This is a genomic window from Eisenbergiella porci, from assembly GCF_009696275.1.
GTDB classification, from domain to species: Bacteria; Bacillota; Clostridia; order Lachnospirales; family Lachnospiraceae; genus Eisenbergiella; species Eisenbergiella porci.
In genome coordinates, this window is sequence record NZ_VUMI01000003.1 from 170,253 (window position 1) to 196,107 (window position 25,855).

22 protein-coding genes and 1 pseudogene are annotated in these 25,855 nt (G+C 46.0%); 12 read left to right on the forward strand and 11 right to left on the reverse strand.

Annotated features, from left to right (window positions below; translation table 11 throughout):
- Nucleotides 1–62: 62 nt before the first annotated feature.
- Together FYJ45_RS03095 and FYJ45_RS03100 are read right to left on the reverse strand one after the other, a co-directional pair.
- A complete protein-coding gene (locus FYJ45_RS03095; protein WP_195841629.1) occupies nt 63–461 on the reverse strand; it encodes a GGDEF domain-containing protein in 399 nt (132 codons plus the stop codon).
- Nucleotides 462–475: 14 nt separating this feature from the next.
- Nucleotides 476–766: pseudogene (locus FYJ45_RS03100) on the reverse strand (YjdF family protein); the annotation flags it as partial.
- Nucleotides 767–1,268: 502 nt separating this feature from the next.
- On the opposite strand from FYJ45_RS03100, the gene FYJ45_RS03105 reads away from it, so the two are divergent.
- Complete coding sequence (locus tag FYJ45_RS03105) at nt 1,269–2,138, forward strand: AraC family transcriptional regulator (protein WP_154463435.1); 870 nt, start codon at nt 1,269–1,271, stop codon at nt 2,136–2,138.
- 90 nt (nt 2,139–2,228) lie between these two features.
- Here the strand turns inward: FYJ45_RS03105 and FYJ45_RS03110 are convergent, their stop codons facing one another.
- From FYJ45_RS03110 to FYJ45_RS03130, 5 genes are all read right to left on the reverse strand, one after another.
- On the reverse strand, nt 2,229–2,495 hold the full coding sequence (locus FYJ45_RS03110) for a zinc ribbon domain-containing protein (protein ID WP_021637531.1): 267 nt from the start codon (nt 2,493–2,495) through the stop codon (nt 2,229–2,231).
- Between the two features lie 516 nt (nt 2,496–3,011).
- Complete coding sequence (locus tag FYJ45_RS03115; protein WP_021637534.1) at nt 3,012–3,869, reverse strand: AraC family transcriptional regulator; 858 nt, start codon at nt 3,867–3,869, stop codon at nt 3,012–3,014.
- Between the two features lie 207 nt (nt 3,870–4,076).
- Entirely contained in the window at nt 4,077–4,265 is a 189-nt protein-coding gene (locus FYJ45_RS03120; protein ID WP_154463436.1) for a hypothetical protein, read from the reverse strand.
- 106 nt (nt 4,266–4,371) lie between these two features.
- Nucleotides 4,372–5,406, reverse strand: coding sequence for a phosphotransferase (locus FYJ45_RS03125; RefSeq protein WP_154463437.1), 1,035 nt, complete (start codon nt 5,404–5,406; stop codon nt 4,372–4,374).
- A gap of 288 nt (nt 5,407–5,694) precedes the next feature.
- Nucleotides 5,695–6,609, reverse strand: coding sequence for an AraC family transcriptional regulator (locus tag FYJ45_RS03130; RefSeq protein ID WP_154463438.1), 915 nt, complete (start codon nt 6,607–6,609; stop codon nt 5,695–5,697).
- Between the two features lie 240 nt (nt 6,610–6,849).
- On the opposite strand from FYJ45_RS03130, the gene FYJ45_RS03135 reads away from it, so the two are divergent.
- Entirely contained in the window at nt 6,850–7,779 is a 930-nt protein-coding gene (locus FYJ45_RS03135; RefSeq protein WP_154463439.1) for a multicopper oxidase domain-containing protein, read from the forward strand.
- A 90-nt stretch (nt 7,780–7,869) separates the two neighbouring features.
- On the opposite strand, the gene FYJ45_RS03140 is transcribed toward FYJ45_RS03135, so the two are convergent.
- The 4 genes from FYJ45_RS03140 to FYJ45_RS03155 all read right to left on the reverse strand — a co-directional run bounded on the left by FYJ45_RS03140 (nt 7,870) and on the right by FYJ45_RS03155 (nt 13,235).
- Nucleotides 7,870–9,312, reverse strand: coding sequence for a phosphotransferase (locus tag FYJ45_RS03140; protein WP_235930527.1), 1,443 nt, complete (start codon nt 9,310–9,312; stop codon nt 7,870–7,872).
- Nucleotides 9,313–9,374: 62 nt separating this feature from the next.
- Complete coding sequence (locus tag FYJ45_RS03145; RefSeq protein ID WP_154463440.1) at nt 9,375–9,797, reverse strand: NUDIX hydrolase; 423 nt, start codon at nt 9,795–9,797, stop codon at nt 9,375–9,377.
- 83 nt (nt 9,798–9,880) lie between these two features.
- A complete protein-coding gene (locus tag FYJ45_RS03150; RefSeq protein ID WP_154463441.1) occupies nt 9,881–10,771 on the reverse strand; it encodes a MerR family transcriptional regulator in 891 nt (296 codons plus the stop codon).
- A gap of 256 nt (nt 10,772–11,027) precedes the next feature.
- The gene (locus FYJ45_RS03155) at nt 11,028–13,235 is read right to left on the reverse strand and encodes a sigma-70 family RNA polymerase sigma factor (RefSeq protein WP_154463442.1); all 2,208 of its coding nucleotides are present in this window, start codon (nt 13,233–13,235) and stop codon (nt 11,028–11,030) included.
- Between the two features lie 642 nt (nt 13,236–13,877).
- Here FYJ45_RS03155 and FYJ45_RS03160 point away from each other — a divergent pair.
- The 10 genes from FYJ45_RS03160 to FYJ45_RS03205 all read left to right on the forward strand — a co-directional run bounded on the left by FYJ45_RS03160 (nt 13,878) and on the right by FYJ45_RS03205 (nt 25,551).
- A complete protein-coding gene (locus FYJ45_RS03160; protein ID WP_025490996.1) occupies nt 13,878–14,099 on the forward strand; it encodes a hypothetical protein in 222 nt (73 codons plus the stop codon).
- A gap of 40 nt (nt 14,100–14,139) precedes the next feature.
- The gene (locus FYJ45_RS03165) at nt 14,140–16,944 is read left to right on the forward strand and encodes a hypothetical protein (RefSeq protein ID WP_276891092.1); all 2,805 of its coding nucleotides are present in this window, start codon (nt 14,140–14,142) and stop codon (nt 16,942–16,944) included.
- 345 nt (nt 16,945–17,289) lie between these two features.
- Nucleotides 17,290–17,769 (forward strand): hypothetical protein, encoded by a 480-nt coding sequence (locus FYJ45_RS03170; protein ID WP_025490994.1) that lies wholly within the window; start codon nt 17,290–17,292, stop codon nt 17,767–17,769.
- Nucleotides 17,770–17,774: 5 nt separating this feature from the next.
- Nucleotides 17,775–18,593, forward strand: coding sequence for a hypothetical protein (locus tag FYJ45_RS03175; protein WP_154463443.1), 819 nt, complete (start codon nt 17,775–17,777; stop codon nt 18,591–18,593).
- Nucleotides 18,594–18,651: 58 nt separating this feature from the next.
- Nucleotides 18,652–19,386 carry a hypothetical protein gene (locus FYJ45_RS03180; RefSeq protein WP_154463444.1) on the forward strand — a complete coding sequence of 245 codons (735 nt, stop codon included), beginning with the start codon at nt 18,652–18,654 and terminating at the stop codon, nt 19,384–19,386.
- 290 nt (nt 19,387–19,676) lie between these two features.
- Nucleotides 19,677–19,910 (forward strand): hypothetical protein, encoded by a 234-nt coding sequence (locus tag FYJ45_RS03185; protein ID WP_154463445.1) that lies wholly within the window; start codon nt 19,677–19,679, stop codon nt 19,908–19,910.
- Between the two features lie 4 nt (nt 19,911–19,914).
- On the forward strand, nt 19,915–20,211 hold the full coding sequence (locus FYJ45_RS03190; RefSeq protein WP_021637552.1) for a hypothetical protein: 297 nt from the start codon (nt 19,915–19,917) through the stop codon (nt 20,209–20,211).
- A gap of 64 nt (nt 20,212–20,275) precedes the next feature.
- Nucleotides 20,276–20,569, forward strand: a complete 294-nt coding sequence (locus FYJ45_RS03195) for a hypothetical protein (RefSeq protein ID WP_154463446.1) — start codon at nt 20,276–20,278, stop codon at nt 20,567–20,569.
- Between the two features lie 36 nt (nt 20,570–20,605).
- A complete protein-coding gene (locus FYJ45_RS03200; protein WP_154463447.1) occupies nt 20,606–25,237 on the forward strand; it encodes a coiled-coil domain-containing protein in 4,632 nt (1,543 codons plus the stop codon).
- A 38-nt stretch (nt 25,238–25,275) separates the two neighbouring features.
- Nucleotides 25,276–25,551, forward strand: coding sequence for a hypothetical protein (locus FYJ45_RS03205; RefSeq protein ID WP_154463448.1), 276 nt, complete (start codon nt 25,276–25,278; stop codon nt 25,549–25,551).
- Nucleotides 25,552–25,855: the final 304 nt, after the last annotated feature.

Below are 25,855 nucleotides of genomic sequence, written 5' to 3' on the forward strand. Positions count from 1 at the left end.
AAATAAAAGCCGCAGGAAATTCCCGATTTCCTGCGGCTTACTTTCTTCAGTTTCCCTGTATCTCACAGGGAATACTGCTTCCATATTCCTTTTCCATTGTTCTTTGCATCATACAGCGCATAATCCGCCGCACGCAACAGCATGCTGCCGCTGTTAAGCGATTCCCCGTACCAGGCCAGCCCTGAGGAGATTCGCAAGAAGCCGGTGCTTCCGTCAGGGAAAGTGATTTCCCCGGCACGGATTTCCCCGTACAGTTCTTCCATATAATTGGCGATTTCCTCCCTGGAAGAAAAATGATGCAGAAACAGGCAGAATTCATCTCCCGACCTTCTGGCCGCTATGCCCCGTTCCCCATTGCTTTTTTCCAGGATGCGGGCGCAGCGCCTCAGATATTCATCGCCCCAGTCGTGTCCATAACGATCATTAATCCCCTTGAAATTATCCAGATCCATCATTACCATGGCCGCCGCACCGGGGTTCCGATGCCCGGCTGCCGCAGTTCCCTGCACACCTGCCGCCGCATCCTTTTGGGATTTTGCCCCGTTTCTTTTACCACAGCTTCCACCGAAGGACTGAAACACAGCTTTGAATAATTCCTGAGAAGGAAATCCCATACCTCATAATCCTTAGGCTCCGGGCCAAAGGTAATCTTTGAAACGGATACCCTTCCCTGTGAAGTGCGCTCAAACACCCCCACCCAGAACGGGTCTTCAAAAAACACCCTCAAAACTGCCTGCTGTCCTGCTTCTTCCGATGCTCTGTCCATAAAAGAATCCTCCTTAAATATATTTATGAACAAAGAACGGACGACCCAAGGAGGGAGGGTTACTGACAGCGCTTTCACAAATATTGTCCGCTGCGCCCGGACTACCTACCGGGCTGTGTTTTTATCTCTGCATTTTCATTATACTATACCGATGGAAAAAAGCCAGCCCCGTCTGACGTCCGACGCCGAAGCAAGCCTGCAACGGGACAGTTCGTTTTTTACACGGTTTTCATCAACTTCTGGCTTAAAATAACATCTCCCTTCTGTTCCAATCTATGCTATTATAATTTCAAAAGAATTTCCTGCGCCGTTTTTTTATATGAAGCGTTCGAAATAACCGGAGCGTGGCATAATAATGATATTCTCCTGTCTGCCCTGCATTCGGCCAAAATGGAGCGGACAGAAATGGGCAGGAAAAGACAGGCAACTTAATCTGCCATCATGTATAATGGATGGAACTTTAAGCAGAAATGTGCGTTGCACGAAAGAAAGGACTGACGGTATGGAATGGCTGGAAGCAATGAAGGAAGCTGTAAATTACATGGAAGCTCATCTGATGGAAAATATTACAGCAGAGGATATAGCCGCTCATATAAACCTGTCCCCCTTTTATTTCCAGAAGGGCTTTAAAATCATAACCGGAATGACCATCGGCGCTTATCTTCGCAGCAGACGGCTGTATCTTGCCGCGCTGGATGTGCTGGCCGGAAATGACAGGATCATTGACCTGGCTTACAAATACGGTTATGAAACTCCTGAAAGCTTCACAAAAGCCTTCAGCCGTTTTCATGGGGCGGCTCCCATGCAGCTGAAAAAAAATCCTGACAAACTTCAGGTTTTTCAGCCGCTTCATATAAAAATCACGGTGGAAGGCGGAAGTAATCTGAATTATACAGTGGAAAAAATGGATCCGCTGCCGGTAATCGGTCTGGAGCGGATCTTCTCCTTCGACAGCGCATATGATGAAATACCGTCCTTCTGGAACAGCTTCAAGCAGAAATACTGCAATAAAAATGCGCCGGCCCAGGTCAGGGACTGCTGTATCGGAAAGTACGGCATCTGTATCGAAATCCCTGGTAACTGCAGGGAGTTCCGTTATATTATCGCGGGCGATTACAGGGGAGGGGAGCTTCCGGAGGGTATGACACAAGCCCTGCTGCCGGGCTGCACCATAGCAAAATTCTGGTGTACAGGGCCGATGCCCGGCGCACTTCAGGCGGTGAATTCGCGTATTTTCAATGAATGGCTGCCGGGGAACTCCAGGTATGAGTTTGCGAGCGGTTTTAATGTGGAAATGTACACAATGGGAGATACCCATTCCTATGATTACAGCAGTGAAATATGGATTCCTATCAGGGAAAAGAAGAAATAAATGTTCTGGTATGACAGAAAGGGAGTCTGCCGGCACTGCATTGAACTCAGCTTAACCTGTAATGCTGACACGCTCCCTGTTTTTTTATATTTAGTTGTTCTTCCACCGTTTCAGGACGGGGAACCACTGCTGCATCATACTGCGTGCATCCTCTTCCTTCAATTCGGGATTTGATTCCAGCATGGGAGGGATGCAGCCTTCAATCATTTCATCCATCGTACATTCCGATGTAAATGCGCCGTCCGCATAGCAATAGGAGCAATAGTCTGTACTCTTGCTGCCGTCTGCCTCCGTTCCGTATAATTCATCGGTATCCCCCATAGGCATTCCGCAGCTCTGGCAAAATCTTTCTTCCATATCTGACTCCTTTCGTCTTTTGATGTATTCATCCTAACACACATAATATGACAACAGTATGTCAGATTAAAAAAGGCAGATAAAAATTTTTCTCCTCCGGCTTTCTTATTTCAATAGACCTATGTCTTTATCTATTTCCGCAGTCCTCTCGTTTCAGAGGGAACCGGATCAGCCGGCAGCTAATTGAATGTGCGGCAGGCTATGCAAAAGAAGTGGGCTTTACCAGGGTGTATATACCTTCAGGCATCACTGGTTTATATGAGAAATACGGTTTTCAAAAAATTGATGTTCTGATGAATTACGGCGGTGAGACTGATAATATTTTTATGAGAAATTGTTAGAAGCAATGCATGGGGTATTTATTAAGTTTATCATTCCATTGGAATTTTTTATTATAAACTAAAGCAGATGTGAACCTATCCACATTGCAGATGTTTTAGTAAAACCACTATATAATCAGGGAGAGTGAAAGCCTCATGTGTTTTCACTCTCTTTTTACAGTTCGTCTGCAGTCCGTTACTGCCGTTTTCTGTTTATTGGTATCCACACCTCAAAACTGGAATTCTGCATATCCGGAGTCAGATATACCTCGATATCAGGGCCGTCTGCATATTCATAGCCGGAAGCGGGCAGCCATTCCGTCACAATTCTCTGTTCAAGCTGCTGGATCGCCTGCGGGCAGGAACCTGTGCCGGTAAAAACAGCCCAAGTATATGCTTCCACCAGATACTCCTCCCACCCTTCCGGTAAAGGAAGAGTGCTGGATACACAGATAAGATACTTCCACTCTTCTTCGTCATTACAGGCACTCACTCCCAAAATGCCTTTGGGTTCACCGTCCATCATCCCGGCCAGTTTAAAAAGGCTGCCGTCCGATCCCGCCTGCTGCCATAGCTGTGGGACGACGGCAAAATTCTTTTCCACTTCAGCCTGCAGTGGGCTGCATACACCGATAACCCGGAAGGCCTTCTTTTCTTCTATCCGGTAATCCAGCCCGACCGCTCCTTTTATCGTTATGGTAAAGCTGATCGGCGGATAGGCCTTTACAGAGACATTGCCTTTTTTCACCAGAGACGGCGCTACGCCGTGTACTCCCTGAAAAGCACGGTTGAAGGCTGTAGGAGATGCATAGCCGTATTTTAAGGCGATATCCACAATCTTCTCATCTGAACTCTGCAAGTCCTCAGCAGCCAGAGACATCCTCCTGCGGCGGATATATTCGGAAAGGGGCACATTTGCCATATAGGCAAACATCCTCTGAAAATGATAGGCGGAACAACATGCAATACGCGCCGCCTTTTCGTAGGAAATTTCTTCCGTCATATGCTCTTCCAGGTATTCCATGGCCTTATTCAGCCGTTCAATCCAATCCATGTGCGCTCCTTTAGTTATATCGTTATATAGTATTTGCCACAATTTATTTTATCGGTTCTTTGCACTGCCCTCCTCTCTTTTTCCATATAGAAACGGAGAGCTTTTTAGTAACAGTGCACCGGACTCATTTATTATAACCTGCATCATGGATTCTGCCCAGCCGGAAAATATTACCCTGAAAACCTTTCGGAGCATGGCGCCAGAGCGCTATTCTTCTCTGACGAAGTTCTCCTCCACAAGTTTTTCCAGCTCCTCCACCAGCTTCCTCCACACTACATAGCAGGCCTCTATCGTTTCCGGTTCTGCGGAAAGTTTTATCGCCTTTCTTATCCTTTCATAGCAGTTTTCCGGCTTTATCCGGAAAGAGGCAATGTACTGCTCCGATCGCTTCCACACTTTTCATCGTACTTACTGCATTTACCAGTAAATCCTTTTTCTCTGTCAATTTCACTTTTTCCGCCTCCTCCGGCTGTCATTCTTCTTTTCCTGTACAGCACAGCTCTTATCTATACAGCGCCGACCAGATCTGTTCCTCTCTTTTACAAATAAACCAGAACAGTTCAAGCGCATTTTCCCTGAAATGTTTCGTTTCCGGTTCATTAAAATAGGCGGCAAACAACAGCTCAATATTTTCCATTACATACGGAACCGCCTGCTTTTCCGCTGCGGTCAGGGGAATACGGCTTTCATATCCGGCTGTTGTTCTGCTGATTACATCATACCATTGTATCTCCTCCATACCATTTCCTACCTGGGCGGCAAGCAGTCCTGCCAGAAAATAGCACAGGTCAAAAACGCGGATATTTCTCTGGCTCAGATCAAAATCAATATACCCGGAAAACGTCCCTTGATCGAACAGGAAATTGCCCAGATGCACATCTCTGTGAATCAGCTGCCTGGGAAGCTCCTCATAGTGTTCCGCCAGTTTTTGTACCGCTTTACAGAAGTTTTTTTCATCCATCCAATGTTCCCGGTACAGGCTTTCCTTTACCCAGCCGTTCATTTCCTCCAGCAGGCTGCAGTCAGGGAAGCTGATTGTTTCGTCTGCAGGCTCATACTGCGTATACAGGATTTCCTCACATTTACTGAAGACCTGATGCAGGCTGCCCAAAACCTCCCCCATTTTCTCAGCCATTCCATCCGCTTTAATATCCGCAGCATTGCTGCCGGGCAGCTTTCGGGACAGCATATAATACCTGCTGCCCTCAGCTGCATAGATTTCCCCTCTGCGCGTTTGAATAATCTCTGCTGCGGGAATACCCATCCGGCAGAGCAGCATCTGCATGCGGCCGTTTTTTTTCAGTTGCTCCAAATTATCGTATGCCTTCAGTACATATTCATCCGATATAGCCCAGGCTGTTGAATAAATCTGCTTTGCTGTTCCCAACACTTCCCAGTTTGTCAGAACTGACTGTATTTCATTTTGCATTTTATCCCGTATCTCATCACGCTTATCACCCTGCATCTTATCCTGAACCTCATCACGCTTATCATCCCACATCTTATCCTGAACCTCATCACGATTATCATCACACATCCTGTATTGCACTTACTCCCGCTTATTATTCCACATCGTATCTCACTTCCTTTTCTCCGTCTGATATAACAGCAAGCCATTCCTTTCTCATTCTTCAAGCTGTTCTGTTTTGCAGCCTTACCGTTAATCTACCACATCCGGCAGTATTCTTTGTGCTCATCTTTTTTTATGCAGAAAGCATAAGGACGGGAAGTTTCATATATCGCCTTCGGGAAGAGCTGATTGTCAGGATTTTTTTACCGAAATTTATTTTTCGGTATTTATTTTCCGGAATATATTTTATGGAATTTATTTTTCTTTCACGCGAATGGGAATGCAGATATCCATCTGTACCTTTCCTCCGAAATACCAGTCATGATCTCTGTGATCATAGTACTCAAAATCATAGCGTGTATCGTCAAATTCGAACTCAGAGCCAGGCAGCCAGTCCGTGAGTATTTCATGCCAGGTATCCTGAATCGCAACCAGGTAATCCTCCGCAGGCGGCGTGGAAAAGACAGCATACAGTCCTCCCTGGATGTCCACTCTTGTCATATCCGGTTCCATTTTTTCATAATCGGCGGGATTATCAATACCTCTTCCCAACAGGTATGTAAATTCCCCGTTTTCCGTATCAATGTCATAGCACATGCTGATCTCAAAATGTTTAGACGCCGTGAAGGTATCATGCAGCTTGGTAAGCAGCGCGGCGCTGTCCATTTTCAGACTGTCCCAGTAGGCCGGGATATCGGCAGTCCTCTTAACATTGGATTTTCTTTGTCTCTGCGGATAACCAATGACAGAAAACGGCGTAAATTCATAAATATGTGGATTCATTTTCTTTTCTCCTTTTTCCTCTCCGGATAAAAAATATTCCTGATCCTTTTCACAGGGCGGCATGATGCCGGTGCGCAGGAAGCAGAAGGACGGCGGATAACCAAAGCATCTTTTGAATGCTTTTGTAAATCCGGCATGCGTCTCAAAACCATATTCCACTGCGGCATCCACCGCTTTCTTTCCCTGTGACAAATCGTAGCGGGCATATTGCAGCCTCCGCCTGGTAACATAACTCATAGCCGGCATACCGGCCGTTTTCGTAAAGATACGGCTGAAATGAAACGGCGAATATCCCGCTTCCTCCGCCAATATCGATACGGACAGTTCTTCGCGTATATTTTCATCAATATACCGCAGAATATGCTGCAGCATCTCTTTGTTTTCCAAGTTCCTGCTCCTTTCCGTACGGTAAGTTAAGTATAGCAGGCCGTTCTGTTTTCAGCTGTTCCGTTCTTGCTCTGTTTTCTTTCCAGGAAAAATACTTCTCCGGCCAGACAGGATCACCTTATTTGATATATAACATATTTTTCAAAAGAAGTAATATATTGTTACAAACCAGGCGACTGTATTTTAGCGGTAGCTGCGAGGGTACTGAACAGTTGCCAAACCAGGGAAAAGGATATTTTTATGGTAATCACACCAGGAATTCAGGACTTGCCTTATACCATTGTAAACGGGAGAAAATTTTTTGAACTGACAGCAGAGGAAATTTTATGGGAGCTTGTGGATGGCATTGTCATCCGGGCGTGGGGCTATAACGGTTCCACCCCCGGCCCTACGATTCATGTTTTTCCCGGGGATAAAGTGACCATACGCGTTACCAATCATCTGCCGCACCGCACCAGCGTCCACTGGCACGGCCTGGAGGTTCCCAATCTCATGGACGGGGTGCCTCCGCTGGAACCTTCCCCCTATATTTATCCGGGGGAATATTTTGATTACTCCTTTACTATCTGTAATCCTCCGGGCACTTATATGTATCATTCTCATGTAGAGGTTCCCATCCAGGATAATGCGGGGCTGTTTGGCGGCCTGATTGTGGAAAATCCGTGCCGGACGTTTGACGCTCCCGATAAAGACTATCTGTGCATTCTTCAGGAATGGGCGGTCAACGTTCTGCCCTGGGGAGATCTCACACCAGGTACATATCCGCTGAATTTCGTGAAGCCGATGTTCAATTTTTTTACCATCAACGGAAAAAGCTATCCCCAGACACTGCCTTTACAGGTGAACTGCGGTGACAAGGTAAAGATACGTTTCGGAAACATCCAGATGCATCACCACCCTATTCATCTGCATGGCCATCAGTTCAGAGTTACCGGCGCAGACGGCTTTCCCATCCAGCCGGGAGCTCAGATATGCAAAAATACAATTCTTGTCGCCTCGGGCGAAACCTGGGACGTGGAATTCATCGCCGACAATCCGGGCGTATGGCCCATGCACTGCCATATGCCGCACCACGTGACCAACAACGGAGTTCCCACTCTGGGCGGAATGTTTACCACGGTAAATTATATGGATACGAATCCAAACGTGCCGGAAACACACGACGACTAAATTCCCGGAAGCAGGGAGCTCATACATGGCGGATCCCATTGAAATTCGCTTCATAAATACGCAGAAGCAGTTGAACCTGGCTGGCGGAGCTTACTCACTTAACAGGCCGCACCGGTTCAACCACTGCCTGAAAACCTTAAGCTGATAATCAAAATAATCATCCTGATACCAGCAGCACCCCGCATTTTTCTCCATTACTTCTGCATGCAGCCCAATCATCCACAGCTCTCTCAGGGCTGCAAATGCGGGGATGGCCTCTTTTTCTTCCCTGCTGAGGGGTCTTACAGATTCATAGCCCTCCAAATATTTTTTCCATGTATTCCCTTCCATAAACTTTTCATTCTGAAAGCTCTCATCCCACGCATAAACACAGATGTCATATGCCCTCCATCCATAGCCCATACAATCAAAATCGAAGATCGTAGGATCAACTCCTTCGAAAAATACATTACCGCTATGGAGATCTCCATGACAGAAACCATATTCCGGTGAAGCTTCCGAAAGTCTGTCCTTGATAAAAATCTTCAGCTTTGCCGCGCCTTCCTTCAGGCATCTGTAATCGGCCGGACGATTTTCCAGATAGGGCCGGATACCGGCCAGAGGTTTTTCCGCCAGCTGCATCATATCAATAGGTTCCCTGGAAACACGGAAGTTCTCCTCATCTGCAATCCGGTGCAGCATTGCCAGCATTCGTCCCAAATGAAAAGCACAGCTTTCGTTATCTTCGGACGGTTGCTTCGGAGCTTCCGTAAACAATGCTGCGTATCTGATGCCCTCCGGCGCCGCAAGTTCCCATACAAAAGGATTGTCAGAATCGGCAGCATGCGCCATTTTTACCGGTACTGCGGCCCGGATCCCCCTTTCTGCCAGCGTCTTTATGATATTCATTTCTTCCAGATAATCCATTCTCTGATGGATCCCCGCCAGGGAAATACGCAGGTAATAATTTGTATTTCCTGCTCTTATCAGATAAATGTCATTCATGCCAAAATCATAGAACCGGCAGCTGAGAGGCAGTTCCAGCTCATAGCGCTGCAAAAGTTCTTTTTTGATATTCTCCGCGTTGAACTGGGAATATCTGACACGCGGTGCCAGTTTCATTTCCAGGTGTTTTCTTACCACATCCCAGTCAGGACTCCATTCCTTTAAAATAAAGCTTTGGCAGCCTAATTCAAGATGCAGTTCATTGTCATCCCACCGATCCCCGATTCCGGCCCGGAATACAAAACGTTTTTTCAGTTCTTTAACAATATCCAGCCGCTCCTGCTGGCTGCTTCCCAAATATACCTTCCCCTCCGGGAAACCGGCATCAAGCAGCCATTTATGTGTAGCATCTGTATAAATATCCGGTCTGGCTCCTATATAAACCAGCTCATATACTTCAGCAAGTTCATTCAGACACTCCACACTACCTTGCGTAGGTTTGTCTTTGGCCAGGTTTTCCTCCGAGAAAAATTTTTCCGTCCCCATAGCTGGTATTCTGTGCCTCATATCGCATATGGTTCCATCAATAAAAATCAATACAGCCTCCATCCCAATCCCCCTCCAAGCGTAATAATTCATGCAGCTGAATTATCATAAGAAATCAATACGCTTCAGTATTTTCCTTCATCGGGCAAATCACTCTCATATTCCTTAATCAGTTCCATGATATGCCCCATATTCCCTCTGCCCGCAAACTGTGTCACATCAAAGAAATCTGAAGAAATATCTATCCAAAGCAGCTCGTTTTCCTCTCCTCTGACGGTAAAATCCTTATTCAGCCGGCCGAAATAGACCTCCAGCCAGTTATCAAACACCAGATAGTTAAAGTCCATCAGATGCGTCAGCTCTATATCCGTGTCCGTAATGCCGGTTTCTTCCCACAGTTCCCTGTAGGCTGCCGTCAGGCCGTCCTCTTCCTTTTCAATCTTGCCGCCCACAAAATTCAGCAGGCCTTTATAAGGATTTTTCCTTCTTCTGCATACAAGGACCTTTTCCTTCTCTTTATCAAAAACGGCTATAATATTGGCTTTCATCCTCTGTCCCCCTGTGTCCGTATTTAAAGCGGCTTTTTTATCTATTGTACTTCCGGACACATGCTTCGTAAAGGATAAACCGATTATTTTTCAGTCTTCCTTTCTTCTGGTCCGCCCGCTTCGTCTGCCAGTTCTTCCGGGCTGATATGAGAAAAATATTCCTTCATGGCCGCTTCCATAAACTCGGAAGCTCCCGCCCCATAAAGCGCATCATTTTCTTCCTTAATTCCATGTCCCGTATAAAATCCGCTTTCCACAAGCTTCTTCCAGCCCTGTTTATTCACCCGTCCCTGCGTATGCTCCATCAGCTCCCTGACAATGGCCTGTACTTCTTCGGATCTGGCATCCCGGGTTAAATCCCCGGTAAGCTTCCTGTAAAGCGCATTGGTTTTCTGTGTCCAGGCATCGTTTATGATATCCGGGATTTTATTCAGCCCTTCCTCAATCACTCTGGTATAATTTTCAGTGCTGCCATAATATTTGACGGCAAGCTCACCCACCCTCTGTTCATCCGCTTTTACCTTATTTATTAGCCTTTCATAGTTTTCCACACTTCCCCATACCCTGATTACTTCCTCTTCATTTTGCTGTTTAAAATTCTCCATCAGTTCGAAATATTCGGTCAAATCAAATGCGTCAAAGCTCATGCAGTCTTCCCCCTTCTCCAGCTTATCCAAAAGCTTCAGCAGCCTGGTCAGCCTGTTCCTCTTTGCCCGGATCATTTTTTTCTGTTTCCGGAATACCTCCTGCTTGTCATACTCCGGATTTTCCATAATTTCTTTGATTTCCTTCAGCCGGAAATCCAGTTCCCGAAAAAACAGAATCTGTTGCAGCCGTTCAAGGGCGGCTTCATCATACATCCGGTAGCCTGCATCGGTAACAGCCGCCGGCTTCAGTAAATCAATTTCATCGTAATACTGCAAGGTTCTGACACTCACCCCTGTCAGCTGGGCCACCTGGCTTATTGTTTTCATTTGAATCCCTCCTGAATACCGCAATCCTGCCCGGGCATCCGTCTGCATTCAGAATGCCTGATAAGTGATACGGCTTATGCATATATCTATCCTACATCATCACGCTGCGTGAGAGTCAAGGTTTTTCGCATGAATACTTTTCCAGGAGGTTCCCGTTCAACCTGTGACCAAACTGTAACTGCCCCCGACCATTCAAAATTCCTGCGCAATGGACCGGATGCACGCTAACGCTATGTATTCCGCCGAATACCGGCGCCTACGCCGTCCGCCTCCTTTTATACGCTGCAAAATGCACCAAATCCGAAATCATTTTATGCAGCTGTTCCATGATTTCCCCGCATACTCCGCCGCCGGTATCGAAGCTTTCCACATACTTTTCCAGCCATTCCTCACAGATGTGGTCATCAATTTCATTCCGGTAGGCATAGGCAACCACCCCTACCAGCGCCGGCAGGTTACCCTGTTCTAAAAGCCGGGAGTTATTGTTTACATTCAGCGTCCAGTCACTCAAGGCCGCCAGATACAGCAGGGTATCGTCCATTTCTTCTTCTCCCGGTGCGCCTGCGTTCAGAATTTTCTGAACCTCCCTGTCGGAGAAGCCCTTTTTCCCGGAAACTACCATGAGCGACTGGATCGCAAGCTTTACCTGTTCCTTTTCCGGCTGCACTCTGATTACCTTCACGATATCGCTTTGGTTGAATTCTCCGATAAAGCTTTGCAGCCTTGCGTTCTTCACCACGAACTTCTCCACGGTCTCCTCACGTGTGATATGCAAAAATTCATCCATCAGCGATTCCAGCAGATTCATTTTCTGATGTACGATATTTTTATCCTTTGTTGATTTTTCGTTCAGGTCATCGAAAGAAACGCCGCCCACCTTCCTGCCATGCAGCCTGTCTTTGAACTCCTTCATAAACCGGATAAAGCATTCATCCTCCATTCCCGCCCTGGTAAAACGGCGGAACAGGCCGAACCACAGGAAGGAATCCCTGGAATTGAACATTTCCGCTGTTTCCTGCGTTATTACCTCATCCAGCCTGTCTATATATTCCTCAAAAATGTTGAAGTGGATCACTTTTGCATTTTCCTTTAAATATGTGCAGATATCCTCATTTTTCTTCTTCCAGTCCCCGGGAAAATTGATCGCCATCACACTTTCCGTAATCACCCTGTCCATTGTACCGTTTGTAAACTCCGAAATCCTGTAATTTCCCTTATCCCTGAAAAACGGTTTCCCGGCTATGGCCTTTGCGATCCTTGCATACTGCTCTCCCAGGTGCGTAATCCCCTTCTGCGCCACCGACATGGGCTTGGATGCGTTATATCTCCTGATATGGTATTCAATATCCTCATTGCTGCAATTTAAATACTGCGTCACCTCAAAGTTGTATTCATTAAAATTCTGCTGTAATTTTTCCGGCAGATCCGCATAGCATTTGCCCCGGATATCGCATTCCTTCACCTCATAGCGGGGCAGCCCGTTATCATCAAAAATGATGTTCCCCTCCAGATCCCTTGCGGCCGTCTGATATTTAATCTGATATCTTTCCACATTTTTACTGATTCGGAAGCCGTTCCTCCGGAAGCTCTCCACATTGGAGCAGCGCTGTTTCCCGTCAATCGCCCAGATGATGACCACACCGTCAATTACCTGCTCTGCAAAAACCAGGGGCGGAATGGGATTATCCTGTAAAATATCGGAAATCAGATTTCCCTTCATTACGTTGCTCCACTGTTCGGATTCCCTTTGCAAAGGATGATCCAGGCGGATTGAGTAATCATACATTCTCTGGATGATGGCATACACCTGGTAATTTTTTGGTTTGCTTTTCTCGGCTGTCTGAGATATCACTTTATTCATTAATTTTCCCTCCCGCACGTTTGCCAGCTCAGGTTCCTTATGTCTGTGAAGGACCCGGCTCCTGTCAAAATTCTTTATTTTCTTCATATTGCTGCTATAGGTATGTTCATTGATATGAAGCTGTTCCATAATGTCCGCCTTTGTCAGCCCGTCCAGCTTCATGCGCACGATTTTCTTCTGGACGCCGGACAGCTCTTCCAGGAACTGCCCTATCCATGTATTCTGTAAGTCCGGTTCCTTTTTTTCCAGTTCGGCCTCCATATTAAAATCCGATTCCAGCATATCGCCCAGCACGCTTTCCCCATCGCCAACAGGCGTATCCAGCGAAACGGACTGGGTATCCGTCTTTCTCTTTTCCCTGTTTCTCTTCGTAAATTCGGTCTTGATTCTGTTGAAAAGGCAGGCATATAAAAAACCCTCAAAGCTCTGTGTTCCGTCAAAACGCCGCAAGGCACCGGTGAACACTTCATTGGCCAGGGAATAAAAATCATCATAATCCTTTTGCGATATACCGCTGAACCTGCGTAAAATCCTGTCTACCATACGCCGAAGCTTCCTTGCATTCTGCGTATAATACTCCTCTAATAAATTGTCATTGTCCATTTTTTACCTCCCGCATATCGCAGGCAGGCCTGCGATACCGCATTGATATGAGCGGTTCCTTCCATATGCATTAGGAAAGAACCGTTCTGTCTTCAAAAAAACCAGTTGGGAAATTCAGCAGAATCGCTTGACTATACAATATTTATTATGTAATAATGCAGATGTATAGCTTCTGCTGTACTTCATAAGCTTTTTCCCCATTGGGTAAGGCTTATGTAATAAGTGCTTAAGGCCAATCCGAGGTGCGCCAACACCGTTTGAGGATTGGTCTTTTTTTATTGCTTTGATAGCTCGAGTATACATCGAACATATGTTCTTGTCAATATTTGTTCGAACGTTTGTTCTGTTTTCTATTTCCTATACGCCTTTATATTCTATATGATAATACATTCAGTGTCCCATTAACAGGACTCAGTAACTTCCTTTCCTTCTTTCCATAACTGTATCAGTTCAGCCTCCCTTGCTGTGAACCGCTCCTTTTATTTTCAAACGGAGAAATAAAGTATGTTCCCACTAAAAGTCACCCCACCGCCGTGAACCGCGGGATATTTGACTCTCGCGGCAGTCGTCAAACGGATGCACAAGTACATCCACTTGGCTCGTTACTCGCGGAAAATGCATTTTTCAAAAGGAGGCAAAAGCATGAGCGATATAAAATTACGGATTTTAAAAGAACACATCCAGGCCGGAAGGACGGCATACCACCCGCCCTACAGGGACACCCACATTCCCACGCGGGAAGAATTCCACAGGGAATACACCGGCAGCATCCGGCTTTCTGATTTCAGCACGGAACGTCCCGCCGCCTACACCATTGATAAAATAGCCGGCGCGCACAGGCGTTTCCGGGAGCAGACCAGATAAATCCCGGCACGCACAACCCGTCAATTTTTTTTCAGAAGGAGTGATTATCATAAACGAAACAGGAATTAAAATTCTCAATATTAAAGCAGGAACTCTGTATGGCTATAATCTTGGCATCAGAGACAGATACGACTATACCACCGGCGTCCTGAACCACAGTCTGTTCCGGATTTTTCTGCAAAACCACGGCATGAAGCTGTATAAGGACAGGCTGACGAGGGATATTATCTGCCTGGATTTTGACTTCGGCTCCCGTTCCTATGAGGAAGAAATAAAACATCTGGGCAGCCTGCTTGCCAAGGAAGCCGATGAGGAGGGCCGGGAAAAATTACGCCAAATCATCGAAAAAGTGAACCAGAACAAACATAAATACTGTAAAAAAAGTAAGGATGAAATACGGGAGCTTTTTTACAAAGACGGCGTATCCGTCACCTATACCGCCAGGGACAGGCAGGGAAATATGACAGGGGAGGAACGCATCCATTACAGGATGCTTTACCGGAACAGCGCAAAAGCCAAGCTGGGACAGGTCATGTTTATCAACGAAACACTGTATGACGCCGCCTATGACTGGATGACCATGGGGCTTGGCAGGCGGATGCCCCTTGAAAATGCGAAAATCGTGGAGCTGTCCGCCTATGCCCCGCTCACGACAAGCACCATCCTGGACACATTTTCCATCCCGGTGGAGGATATCCTGATTTTAAAGGATCAGGACAGCTTTTTTACCACCATGGCCAATGTGGTGCGGGCAGAGGAATACGAAGGAACCCGGCGGGTCATCGATGAAGAAGGTACGGAAAAGGCCAGGCAGCGCGCGCTGGAAAAAGGGCTTTTGGATTTGCAGGGAAATCCCCTCTATAATAAGGTATACAAAAAAATACCCGCCGTAAAAAAAAGATGCATTGTATCCCGCGAAGAGACAGAGGTAAAAAACACCATGTGGGACGGCATGGCCCTGATAGAGGACTCCTGTCTTCCCGCCTGGGTCAACGGCATGGCGCTTCTGCGCAATCATTTTTTTAAGGCATGCGGCTTCAGGGGACGGATCCAACAGTTTATGCAGGACTGGTGCGAGGAGAAGGGCATCGACTTTCAGACCTGGAAGCTACAGGATATGTTCGGCGAATGGCATCTTGCAAAGGATATAAAAATCATCACCACCGACAACGCGGTAAAATGGCTGAAATTCACGGATTTGATGGGCGCTTCCCCTCTGGACGCCTACCATTACTGGTGTGGCCGGGTCAATGCCGACGGATCCCTCTTCGGCATCGTAAAAACGGATCACAAAAGCAAGCTGGGCGACGTACAGCAGTTAAGCTACCAGATGCTCAACACCCTGCCCTGTACCAGGGACGATGTTAAGGCAATCGCACAGTACAGCATGGAATACATAGAAAAGCTGAAGGCTGACGATGAGGAATTCGAAATTTTTCTCCGGAAAAATGCCAATGAGGTGAACCACTATGAAATGATGGCGGATTTATACCGCCGGAACCCGGCCTTTGCCAACAGCAAATGGTACCGTTACGAAAAGAGGCAGATTATCAGGGCCTACGTCAATAAAATAAGAAGCGGCAAGGTGATGGTCAATGGAGATAACCTTACCATTTGCAGCAATCCCTACGCGCTGCTTTTATATGCGGCAGGCGGCGACTGGATGCAGGATCCCACGCTTATGCAGGAGCCGGGCACGGTGCAGTGCTATACCGGCAGATTTGCAGACGGCGAATACCTCTGCGCCTTCCGTTCCCCCCATAATTCACCGAACAACGTCTGCTATCTCCATAACCGCCGCAGTCCTGAAATGGAAAAATATTTCCCCTTCAGCGACAACATCATCGTAGTGAACTGCATCGGCACAGATATCCAGGACCGGGGAAACGGCCTGGACCATGACTCCGATTTTTTCTTCGTCACCAATCACCCCACCTTCGTAAAATACGCGGGAATCTGCTATGAGCAATACCCGACCATCGTAAACCGGCTGAAGGAAAGCGGCGTCACCTATCGCAATACGCCCCTGGAATACGCCCGGATGGACAACAAGTTCGCCCTGTCCAGACGCGGCATCGGGGAGTCCAGCAATCTGGCCCAGCTGGCCCTCACCTACTACTGGACCACGCCCGCTCCCGAGCTTTATGACAGCTTCGTGATCCTGTCTGTGCTGGCCCAGGTAATTATTGACGGCTGCAAGCGGGAATACGAGGTGGACGCCCTGTCTGAAATCGAACGCATCAGGGCCATGGAATGCATGAATCCCAGGCTTCATGAGGAGAGGAAGGACTTTCCGTTATTTATGAAATATGTCAAAACAATCCCCGCCGCCAAAAACGGCAAAGATATTCCTTATGAAGAAATCCGTGATAAAAAGATGAAAATCAATGACCGGATCAACCATAAGCTTGTCTGTCCCATGAACTGGCTTCAGGAATGCCTGGACAGAATCCAGGGCGCCAGCCAGGAAAACGCCCTCCCCACCAGACAGTTCGTCCTGCATCTGGAGGGAAAGGCAAACGACAGGCAGATCAGCAAAATACAACAGCTGGTCAGCACCTATGACAGCTTCATTAAAATGAACCACAACCGGTTTGAGGAGGAGGATTTCCTTGTGGAATTCGAAGAAACCACCAATGCCTTCCTTTCCTCCATGGGTAAAATAAAAATCGGCAATCCCAAAACCATCAACCGCCTGATTGAAATTGCCATGGATATTTCAGAGGAAAACAACAATCCCAACTGCAAAAGGAAATACGGGATTAAATACGGCAGGCGGATGCTGAATACGCTCTACCGGCAGAACAAAGAGGCATTTTTATCGAATTTTAAACCGGCGGATTAATTTTGCGGAACGGAAAATTTAAAAACCTGTATTTTAAAGCCTCCGGCCAGATAATTTAGCGTGTTTATTATGAGAGAGTAAGCAGGCTCCTGCCTCTTTCAAACTGCGCAGAACAGATACGAAATGGCCATTTCTTTTGAAACCAATCTCTTATTGCCGGCTTTTAAGCTTACCATATAGTTTGGCCCACTCCCTTTCAAAGCCGTCCCTTATGTTCCCATCTTAGCCGGCGCGCACCTATTATATGACGGAATCGGCGCAGGCTATGAGGCTGCATGAAAAATATTACCGTTCCCTCATCATTTCTTCCCACCAGAACTCTTCTCAGAAGGAGAAAATAACTTTATGAAAAAATCAATCCTGAACGATATCGGTTTATACAAAACCAGGCTGATATCCACCTTCATAAACTCTCCTGACATCTGCCGTCTTTTGCTTGAAAAGGATTCCTACACCCAGGACGAAGCGGACAGCCTCCTTTATACCCGGATTTTTCCTTACCTCCATATAAATACCCAGGCCGATATGAATGCCTGTCTTTGCTTTGAGGTGGACGTTCCGCAGATTCCCACAGGCATGATCAAGGATATGAAAATTATCGTATGGTCCTATTGCCGTCTGGAGCAGATGCAGTATGCGAAGGAGGATTATCTTGGAACAAAACCGGATATTCTCGCCGATATGGCCGAGCGGGAGCTGCGTGCCTCCAACCAGTTCGGCATCGGCCCGCTGCATCTGGAATCGGTAACAAATAACCTGCTGGAAAACCAGTTTTACGGCAGGCAGCTGGTATTTACCGTGCCTGACTTTAAAATGAAGGGATAAGAATTTTGACTCTCGACTATGCTCTTCTGATCAGCCCCACTCCGCTCCAACTGAACCTGTGCAGCGTGCGCTCCCCCACTCTCAGGGAAATCGACGCGCTGCCCGATAAATTCAATACCTATCATATGTATCTGTCCATGCTGCTTCTTGATATTGACACCTATTACAAAAATATGGAGCTGCAGGGCGACAGCTATTTTGCCGGTTATACGGAAAAAGAAAAGCAGCAGATTCTGAGCATACGGGCCGAATACGCCGGTCTTACGGAGGAACAGCGCGCCCTGACAGGCCGCCTGGATATTTTCGGCTTTGATAGAAAAATAGTGGTTCCGCTTACCCAGGCTCTCTCCTTTTTTCTGTGTGAAAAGATCATCTATTCACCGGAGGAGAACGAATTTCTTATTTTCGGCGCCGAGAGCGCCGATCCTGTCTGCACCATAAATTCCCGGCAGCTTTCCGAGCTGGAAAGCATCATACTGCAGTTAAACGCAGTATCCGTAAACACCATGGATGCCGCCGATGCCAAAAATAAGACGGCTGCCAAAATAATTGAAAAACTGAATAAGAGAAAGAAAGCAAAAGAAAAAGGCGCGAAACCGGATCCCAAGCTGGAGCTTCCCAATATTATTTCAGCCATTTCGGCCTGCCACAGCTCCATCAACATACTGAACATATGGGATCTTACCGTTTACCAGGTTTACGACCTGTTCGCCCGGATGCAGCAGAACACCATTTTTGACGTGCTCAAAATGTCCGTTGCCGCATGGGGAAACAAGGACAACAAGGTTGATTTCACGCAGTGGTTTGAATGTATCAAACCGTAACTTCATTCGGTCCGCATCGCCGGACTGTTTCACCTATTAAATTATCAGGAGGTTTACTATGCCCAATATTAATAAAGCCAACAGACAGGTTTGTGATGTAGATATCCGTTCCCTTGACAGAAAGCCCGTACTCTTCTTTGAAACAGCCAATACAACCACGCAGGCGCTTACCGGCGAATCCGTGTACGCCACGGCAAAGGGTGTGAAAAGGATTGCTTTTGCCAATCCGATCGAGGGAACCATTACCATTGAAGCACAGGTATATCCGTTTGAGCTGTATTCACTGATTTCCGGCGGCGTTATCGAAACAGATGCCGCATATCCGGAAAAAGCTGTGGTGAAAGCAGATGCAGACGGCAGCCTGAAGGTTCCCGCCAACGCCATGGCAGGTTCCGTATTTGTATACAAGAATGGGGATTTTGCAGGCACAGAAATCGCCGGCACCTTTGCAGATGGCACCTTTACCGCCGCTGTGGAAGGCGACATTAAAACAGGCGAGGAATATGAGGTTGGTTATGTTGCCACAAAGGCAAGCGGCGTAAAACGCATCGCAATCAACAACAGCAAGCTTCCCAAGGCTTACTACATTACCATGGATACCGTGGAAAAGGACGAGAATGAGGTACTGACGCCTTACAAGATGATTTTCTACAAGGCACAGCCTCAGAGAAACTTCTCTCTTTCCCAGTCTTCCGCCGGTGATCCTGCAAGCATCACCATGACCTTTGATCTGCTTGAGGACAAGGACGGCAACTTCGCGGAAATCGTTGAAATTTCTGATGAAGCGGAATAAAGAAATCTGCTTCTGCGGATAAAAAAGCTGGTCATACAGCGGTTATCCGGGCAAAGGAGCGAAAGCCAGCTTCCGCCTTTTGCCTGTTTTACGAATGCAGGGCGGCGGAGTTTTTCAGTCCGCCGCCCTGTGTTTCCAGGAGTTCTAAGGAAAGGCATTATGGCCGGATGATTATGAATATTGTGAATTGGTAAAAGGGATATGGAAATCACAATATTTTGCGGTTTCTATATCCCTATTTTTTACGAAAAAGGAGATGTGTCAAAATTAAATACAGAAGCTTTGAAGATGTGAAGGAAGTCTATGGCGAATCCAATTTATGCAGAATCTGCAACATAAAACAGATTCTGACCTATGCGAAAATGAAGGTCCAGCCCGTCTGGATCGATGAAGGCTACGGCAGGCGGCTGATCGCCTATTATTTTATCCCGGAGACCAAGGCAGCCTGGAAATACTGGCTGGAAAACAAGCCGGTAAATGAAATGACTGAAAATAACGGCCCGTCTGTCCGAAAGGAGGCATAAATTTATGAATATAACAACCTTTCTGTTTTTACTGATGTCCTTTGCCGTCTTAACCTCAACCGTGACCGAGGCGGTGAAAAAATTCCTGGAGGAGCAGCATATCCGTTACGCCTCCAATATCGTCGTGCTCATCATCGCGCTGATTCTCGGATGCGGCGGAACCATTCTCTATTATACAGGCTCCGGCATTCCTTTTACCCCGTTAAATATCATCTACATCCCTCTCATGGGAATTGCCAACTGGCTGGGCGCTATGGTTGGATACGATAAGGTAAAACAGGCAATCGAACAGCTGCACTGATTTTGTTCCATTATGAAAACATAATTGTTGATCGCCGTAAAGAGACGGCGGAAGGGAGAATACAATGTTAGTTAAAATTAAAAATTACCTGAAGCTTAGAAAACTGCGCAGAGACGCTCTGAGCCTGCTTATTATCAACAGCGCGGAGATCACCTCTGCTTTTAAGGATGTTACGGATCTCGTCCATTCTTATCTGGGCGATACCGCGGAAATCCAGAAAAAACTGAGCGGTGAAAATATGGATACGGTCCTGAAATTCATGGAAGAAATGGTGGCCGCGCCTGACTTCAAGGATATAATGTATGAAAAAATACACGAAGATGCCCAGAAGCTTCGGAAAATGGAGGCCGCGAAATAAACCGGCACAATTCAAACTCCAAAACAGGAGGTGTTTATGGATATTGACTTAATAATGCGTATTACGGCTATGCTGGATGAAGAAAAAACATATAAAATAATGAAACGGCAGTTGGCTGATGTTCAGAAGAAACTGCAGGGGCAAAGTCAAATTAGTGTTGGTGTAAAGGTGAATGATAAGGCAGCCAAACAGCAGACGCATAAGCTGTGGGGCAGTTTAAAAGAAAAAATAGAAAAAAAGCCGGTATCAATAAAAATCAATTACGGAGAATTAGGAAAGGCTATTACTCAAATTGATAACTTATTGGGTAAATCATTAGATAAATATTCAAATGGTATTTCTGGCAGCCTTAACCATTCAGATATATTTGCCGCAAACAAATTAACTTCTGTTTCTGCAAACAGAAGCACAGACTCTAATCAGAAAAAAACTCCCGTTGTTGTTCCTAAAATGAATGAACAAACCTTTGATGCCGATGACTGGATAAAAAAGTTAAAGCAGGTTGATGAAGAAGTAAAGAATAATTCTATCACTTGGCAAGAGTTTTATGATAAACAGAAAGAATCAGGAAACGGTTGGATTGCCCAATATGGTCAAGATACCCAAGGGAAAATACGTAATGAAGAAAATATGGTGGCCGCCTATAAAAAATCACGGGAGGCCTCTATCGAATATAACAAAACTTTAGGGCAGATGTCTTTAGGCGCAAAAGCAGGAGAACTTGCCCTTAAGGGACTTGCAGCTGCGGGAAATATGTTGGCCTCCTGGGCAATAACAGCTGTTATTCAATTGATTGTTACTGCATTTGATAACTTTATACACCGGGTTGAGATTGCAAAAGAAACACTGAATAATTCAAAAAGCAACTTTGATTCTATAAAATCGGAATTCAACGACTTAACTACCGAACTTGAAAATAATGCCGAACGGATTAAAGAGCTTGAAGGTCTTCCTAAATTAAGTTTTGTAGAGCAGGAAGAGCTTGAAAGGCTCCGGGAATCCTCTAAGGAATTAGAACGCCAAAAAGCGATTAAGGATATAGAACTTAAACGTTCTTCAGAAGAAATGTCCAAAGCAAATATGGATGCATTCAAAAAAGAATTTGGCGACGATAATTTCAGTAATTCAGACGTTTTAGATCTGGAATCAAAATATGGTGATTTAACAATTACACCAACATCGGATTTATACTTAGCTGAGGAGGGAATAGAAGGACTTTCGGCTGCAATAATAAAAGTGCAGGAGGCAAAGGTCGAGGCAGAAAATACTGGTAATACAGACTGGCTGGCATCACTAAATGAAAGAGAACAATCTTACAAAGAACAGTTAGAAGATAATCTGCCTGCTCTGCAAAGTTATAGGGATAATCTTAATGACCTCATGGATTACCGTGAATTAACAGAGGATGAACAAGCCTTTTACGATAATCTGGAACAGGGAATGAAACTGATTTACCAGTACACTGATCCGGAAGCCTGGAACCGCATTGAGTTTGACAATATTTTTAACAATGCTGATTTAGACGAAACCAAGGCAGAACTCCTTGAATTAGCTAAATCAGGCGAACTTACACCGGAAACTCTCGAAGGATATTCTGAACTTACCGATGCCATAGAAGGCAGCCAGCTTATTGGGGAATCTGCTACAAAAGCCCTTGTAGAACAGCTATATGCCCTGGCTGAAGCCGAAAAAAATATGCCTTCCGATGAAGAACCTGTAAGTGAAATATCTAATACTATCGATCAGTTAAATTCGCAATTAACTCCTGCATTTGATTCTATTGGAAAAGCCTATCAGAATATATTCAGTATTGACGAAAATGGTGAAGAAATATTTTCATTAGACAACATAGATCTTGATGCTTTCACTTCAATCAAGGATGGAATGGAAGAAATACAAAAAGCAGGCGGTTCCATTGATATTTCAGCATATGAAAACCTTATTTCTGTGCTTTCTGACTCCACGTCAACTGCCGATGAAGTACATGATGCATTTAATGAAATGGCATCCTCTGTTTCTTCTAACCTCGGTGATATTACAACAGCTAATTACAGTGTAATTGCATCATCTATGGAATCCATGGGCGTTACAAATTCACAAATTGTCGCTTTTGAATCACTCTTAAATAATACCGATGCTCTTAGCGATGCCGGATTTAACTTAGCAAAAGCAACCGACAGTGAAATGGAAGCGTTTGTTAATGAACATGTTTCTGCTGAATATGCCGGACAGGCATTGGCACTCTTACAACTGAAAAAGCTATATTGCAATAATGTAACTTTAAACACCGAAGATGATATCAATCATGTACTGGCTCTTGCAACCGCTGCCGGTGTTTCTTCTGATATTCTTTCGGAATTTGCAAGTGCAAAAAATTTTTATGAGGACGCGCTCGCGTCTGGTAATGCCGGAAGAATAGATGCCGCCATTTCTCAATTAGATAGTGTAAATAAAAAGCTGAAAGACGCCCTTTCAGGAAATAGTGTTGAAGCTGATTTTGGCAATAATCTTCTGCCCTTCAATAATGAATCAACAAAACAATCCAATAAATCCTCAAGCAGTCAGGCGGGTGAAGAAGCAGCTGATGCCTACGTCACCGCCTTCGACGAAAAATACAACCAACTCAAAGACCTCAGAGACCGCGATATCCTCAACGAAAAGCAATACCTGGATGCCCTACGCGCCCTCAACGAAAAGTATTACAAAAACAACGAAAAATACACCGACCAATACGAAAAATACAAAAAAGAATATCTTGACGGCATGCTCAGCCTCCATGATTCCGTCATATCCATTGCTACCAAACAGATAGACAAATACATCAGTTCCCTGGAAGAGCAGAAGGGCGCCGCAGTGGATTCCCTCAAGGAACAGCAGGATGCCGCCAAAGAGGCGCTGGAAGCCCAGAAAGACGCCCTTGAGGAGCAGATAAAGCTGATTGATAAGCAGATTGACGCCAAACAGGCCGAAATCGATACCATCAATGAAGAAAATGAAGCCCACGAAAACACCATAAATCTGGAAAAAGAACAGTATGAGCTTGAAAGGCTGCGCAATCAGCGAACGGAATTTACCTACAGCGGTAAAGAAAAAGGCTTCGTATACCGGACGGACACCGGCGCAATCCGTGACCAGGAACAAAACGTCAAGGAAGCGGAAGACAAAATCCGCATTGCCGGCATAGAAAAAGAGATTTCCCTCCTGGAAAAGCAAAAGGATACGCTGAAGGATCAACAGGATGCAATCGACGAACAGATTGACAAGGTTGACGAATATTATGGAAAAATTATAGAGGATACCGAAACCTACTGGGACGGTATGATTCAGGGCGCTGAAAATGCCAAATCCGAATGGGAAAAAATGGGCGACGCCATAGAAGAGGCCGAAGACAAAGTTAAGCTGGCATCCGTAGGAATCGATCCCAATGATCCGAGTACACTGCTGTCAGAGGAAACCATCCGCAATTTTAAAGAAATGCACGATAGTCTGATGGCTGATGTCTACGCCGGCAATTCAGAAATGCTGAACGCCTTATCCGAGCTGGAAAATGTAAACCTGTCTTCTCTCACCGGATATTTAACCGATACACAGGAGTACATGGAAATCCTGGCAGAAGGCGTAGACTTTGAAAACCTGAACAACTCTCTTGGCAGCGTCATGGACCAATTTTCCAAAGTTGCTGAGGCCGCGGGCATAATGACTGGCTCCGTCGTCGGCACTACCGGCGTATCCGTTGGAAAAAACAACGGCACAAACGCTTCTCCCTCCCAGGGCTCCGGCAATGGAAACATATCGTTCATAGACGCGGTTGCGGGCCTGGAAAAAGAAAGCGTTCCCATGCTCAATAATGTTGCGGATGCTTTTGCCGGCGGCGAGGACTCGGAAGATTCCACGCAAAGCATTGCCGGAAGCGTCGAAGCAGCCAAAGCAGCCATTGCAGGCTCTTCCTCCGGAAAAAAATCCTCCGCAGAAGGAGAAAACAGCTCCGGCGAGGATTCCGGTTCCCTGATGGAGGCCATGGCCGCCCAATCCCAGGCCGCGCTGGATGAAGAAACCGGAATTCCTGCCCAAATCCAAAAATGGCAGGAACTAAACGGAGTTCTTTCCGGCATTCTTGAAAACCTCAGAAACATTGCCGCGATTATTCCTCTCTTAAATCCCCAGGACGGTAACTTTTCCGTTACCTCCGGCACTACCGGAATAACCCAGGCGAATGGAGGCCTTTCTCATGGCGATAAAAATGTCATGGTTTCTGAATATGGCCAGCTGGAAACTATCATCCGGAGAAACGGTACCTACCAAATCACCTCATCCCCGACCCTGACCGATTTAAACCCCGGCGACATAGTTCTTAACAACAGCAAGACCCTGGCACTGATACGCAGTAAAAGACGCGCCGCTTCTTCCGGTGTCAAAAACCTGTCCCTCGCCAGCCCGGTTCTTTTCTCCTCCGCGCTGCCCGAACTGCAGCCCCGCAATTCCGTGTTGGCACAGTCTAACGCAGCCGCAGCCTCACCGATTTTTGCAGACAATCATCAGGACAATAAAATTGATGTCACAATCGGGGACATTATTCTTGAAAATGTCCGGGATACGGATACACTCTCCCGGCAGATTGTCATGCGCCTGCCCACACAAATCAAACAGGAACTTTCAAAAAGGGGGTAATTGTAAGGGTATGCCCAAACTGCATACCCTGAAAAAACATGGAAAAATATGATGAAAAGGCAGTCTCTGTCCTCGCAAGAGCATTTGCCGACAATATAAAAAATGTGAAGTTTGATTACGAAGGCTTCGTACAAAAAGACAATGGCGACGGCACCTGCCAGGTCATTGTCAACCAACAGCGCTACGACATAAAAAATGGGACAGCGCTTACATTTGAACCCGGAAATAAATGTCTCGTTTACTGTATTTCCGGAGACTTTAACAGGAAGGTGATCATTGCAAAATTGAACCAAATCGCACATGCTGTGCAATAGCCTTTCTTATCTTTTCTCTGCACCGTTGCCACGGTGCTCTTTTTCTTTTACAATAGCCTTATCCTTATGAAAGGAAAAACCCTACGGATGAGTGCTTAGTTTGGCGACCGGGCGTCTCATACCGTAGGGATCCTACATGTATGAGTATATCGACCTTTTTACTTTTTTTCAAGCCTGTTCGTGCTCCTCCACATAGATTTTTTGAATACTGCAAAAATCTTTTAAGGAGGGCTATTGCCATGAATACACTTTACAGTGATTTTATACAGAAACATCTCGACATCCTTTCTTTCCGGGACCTGGC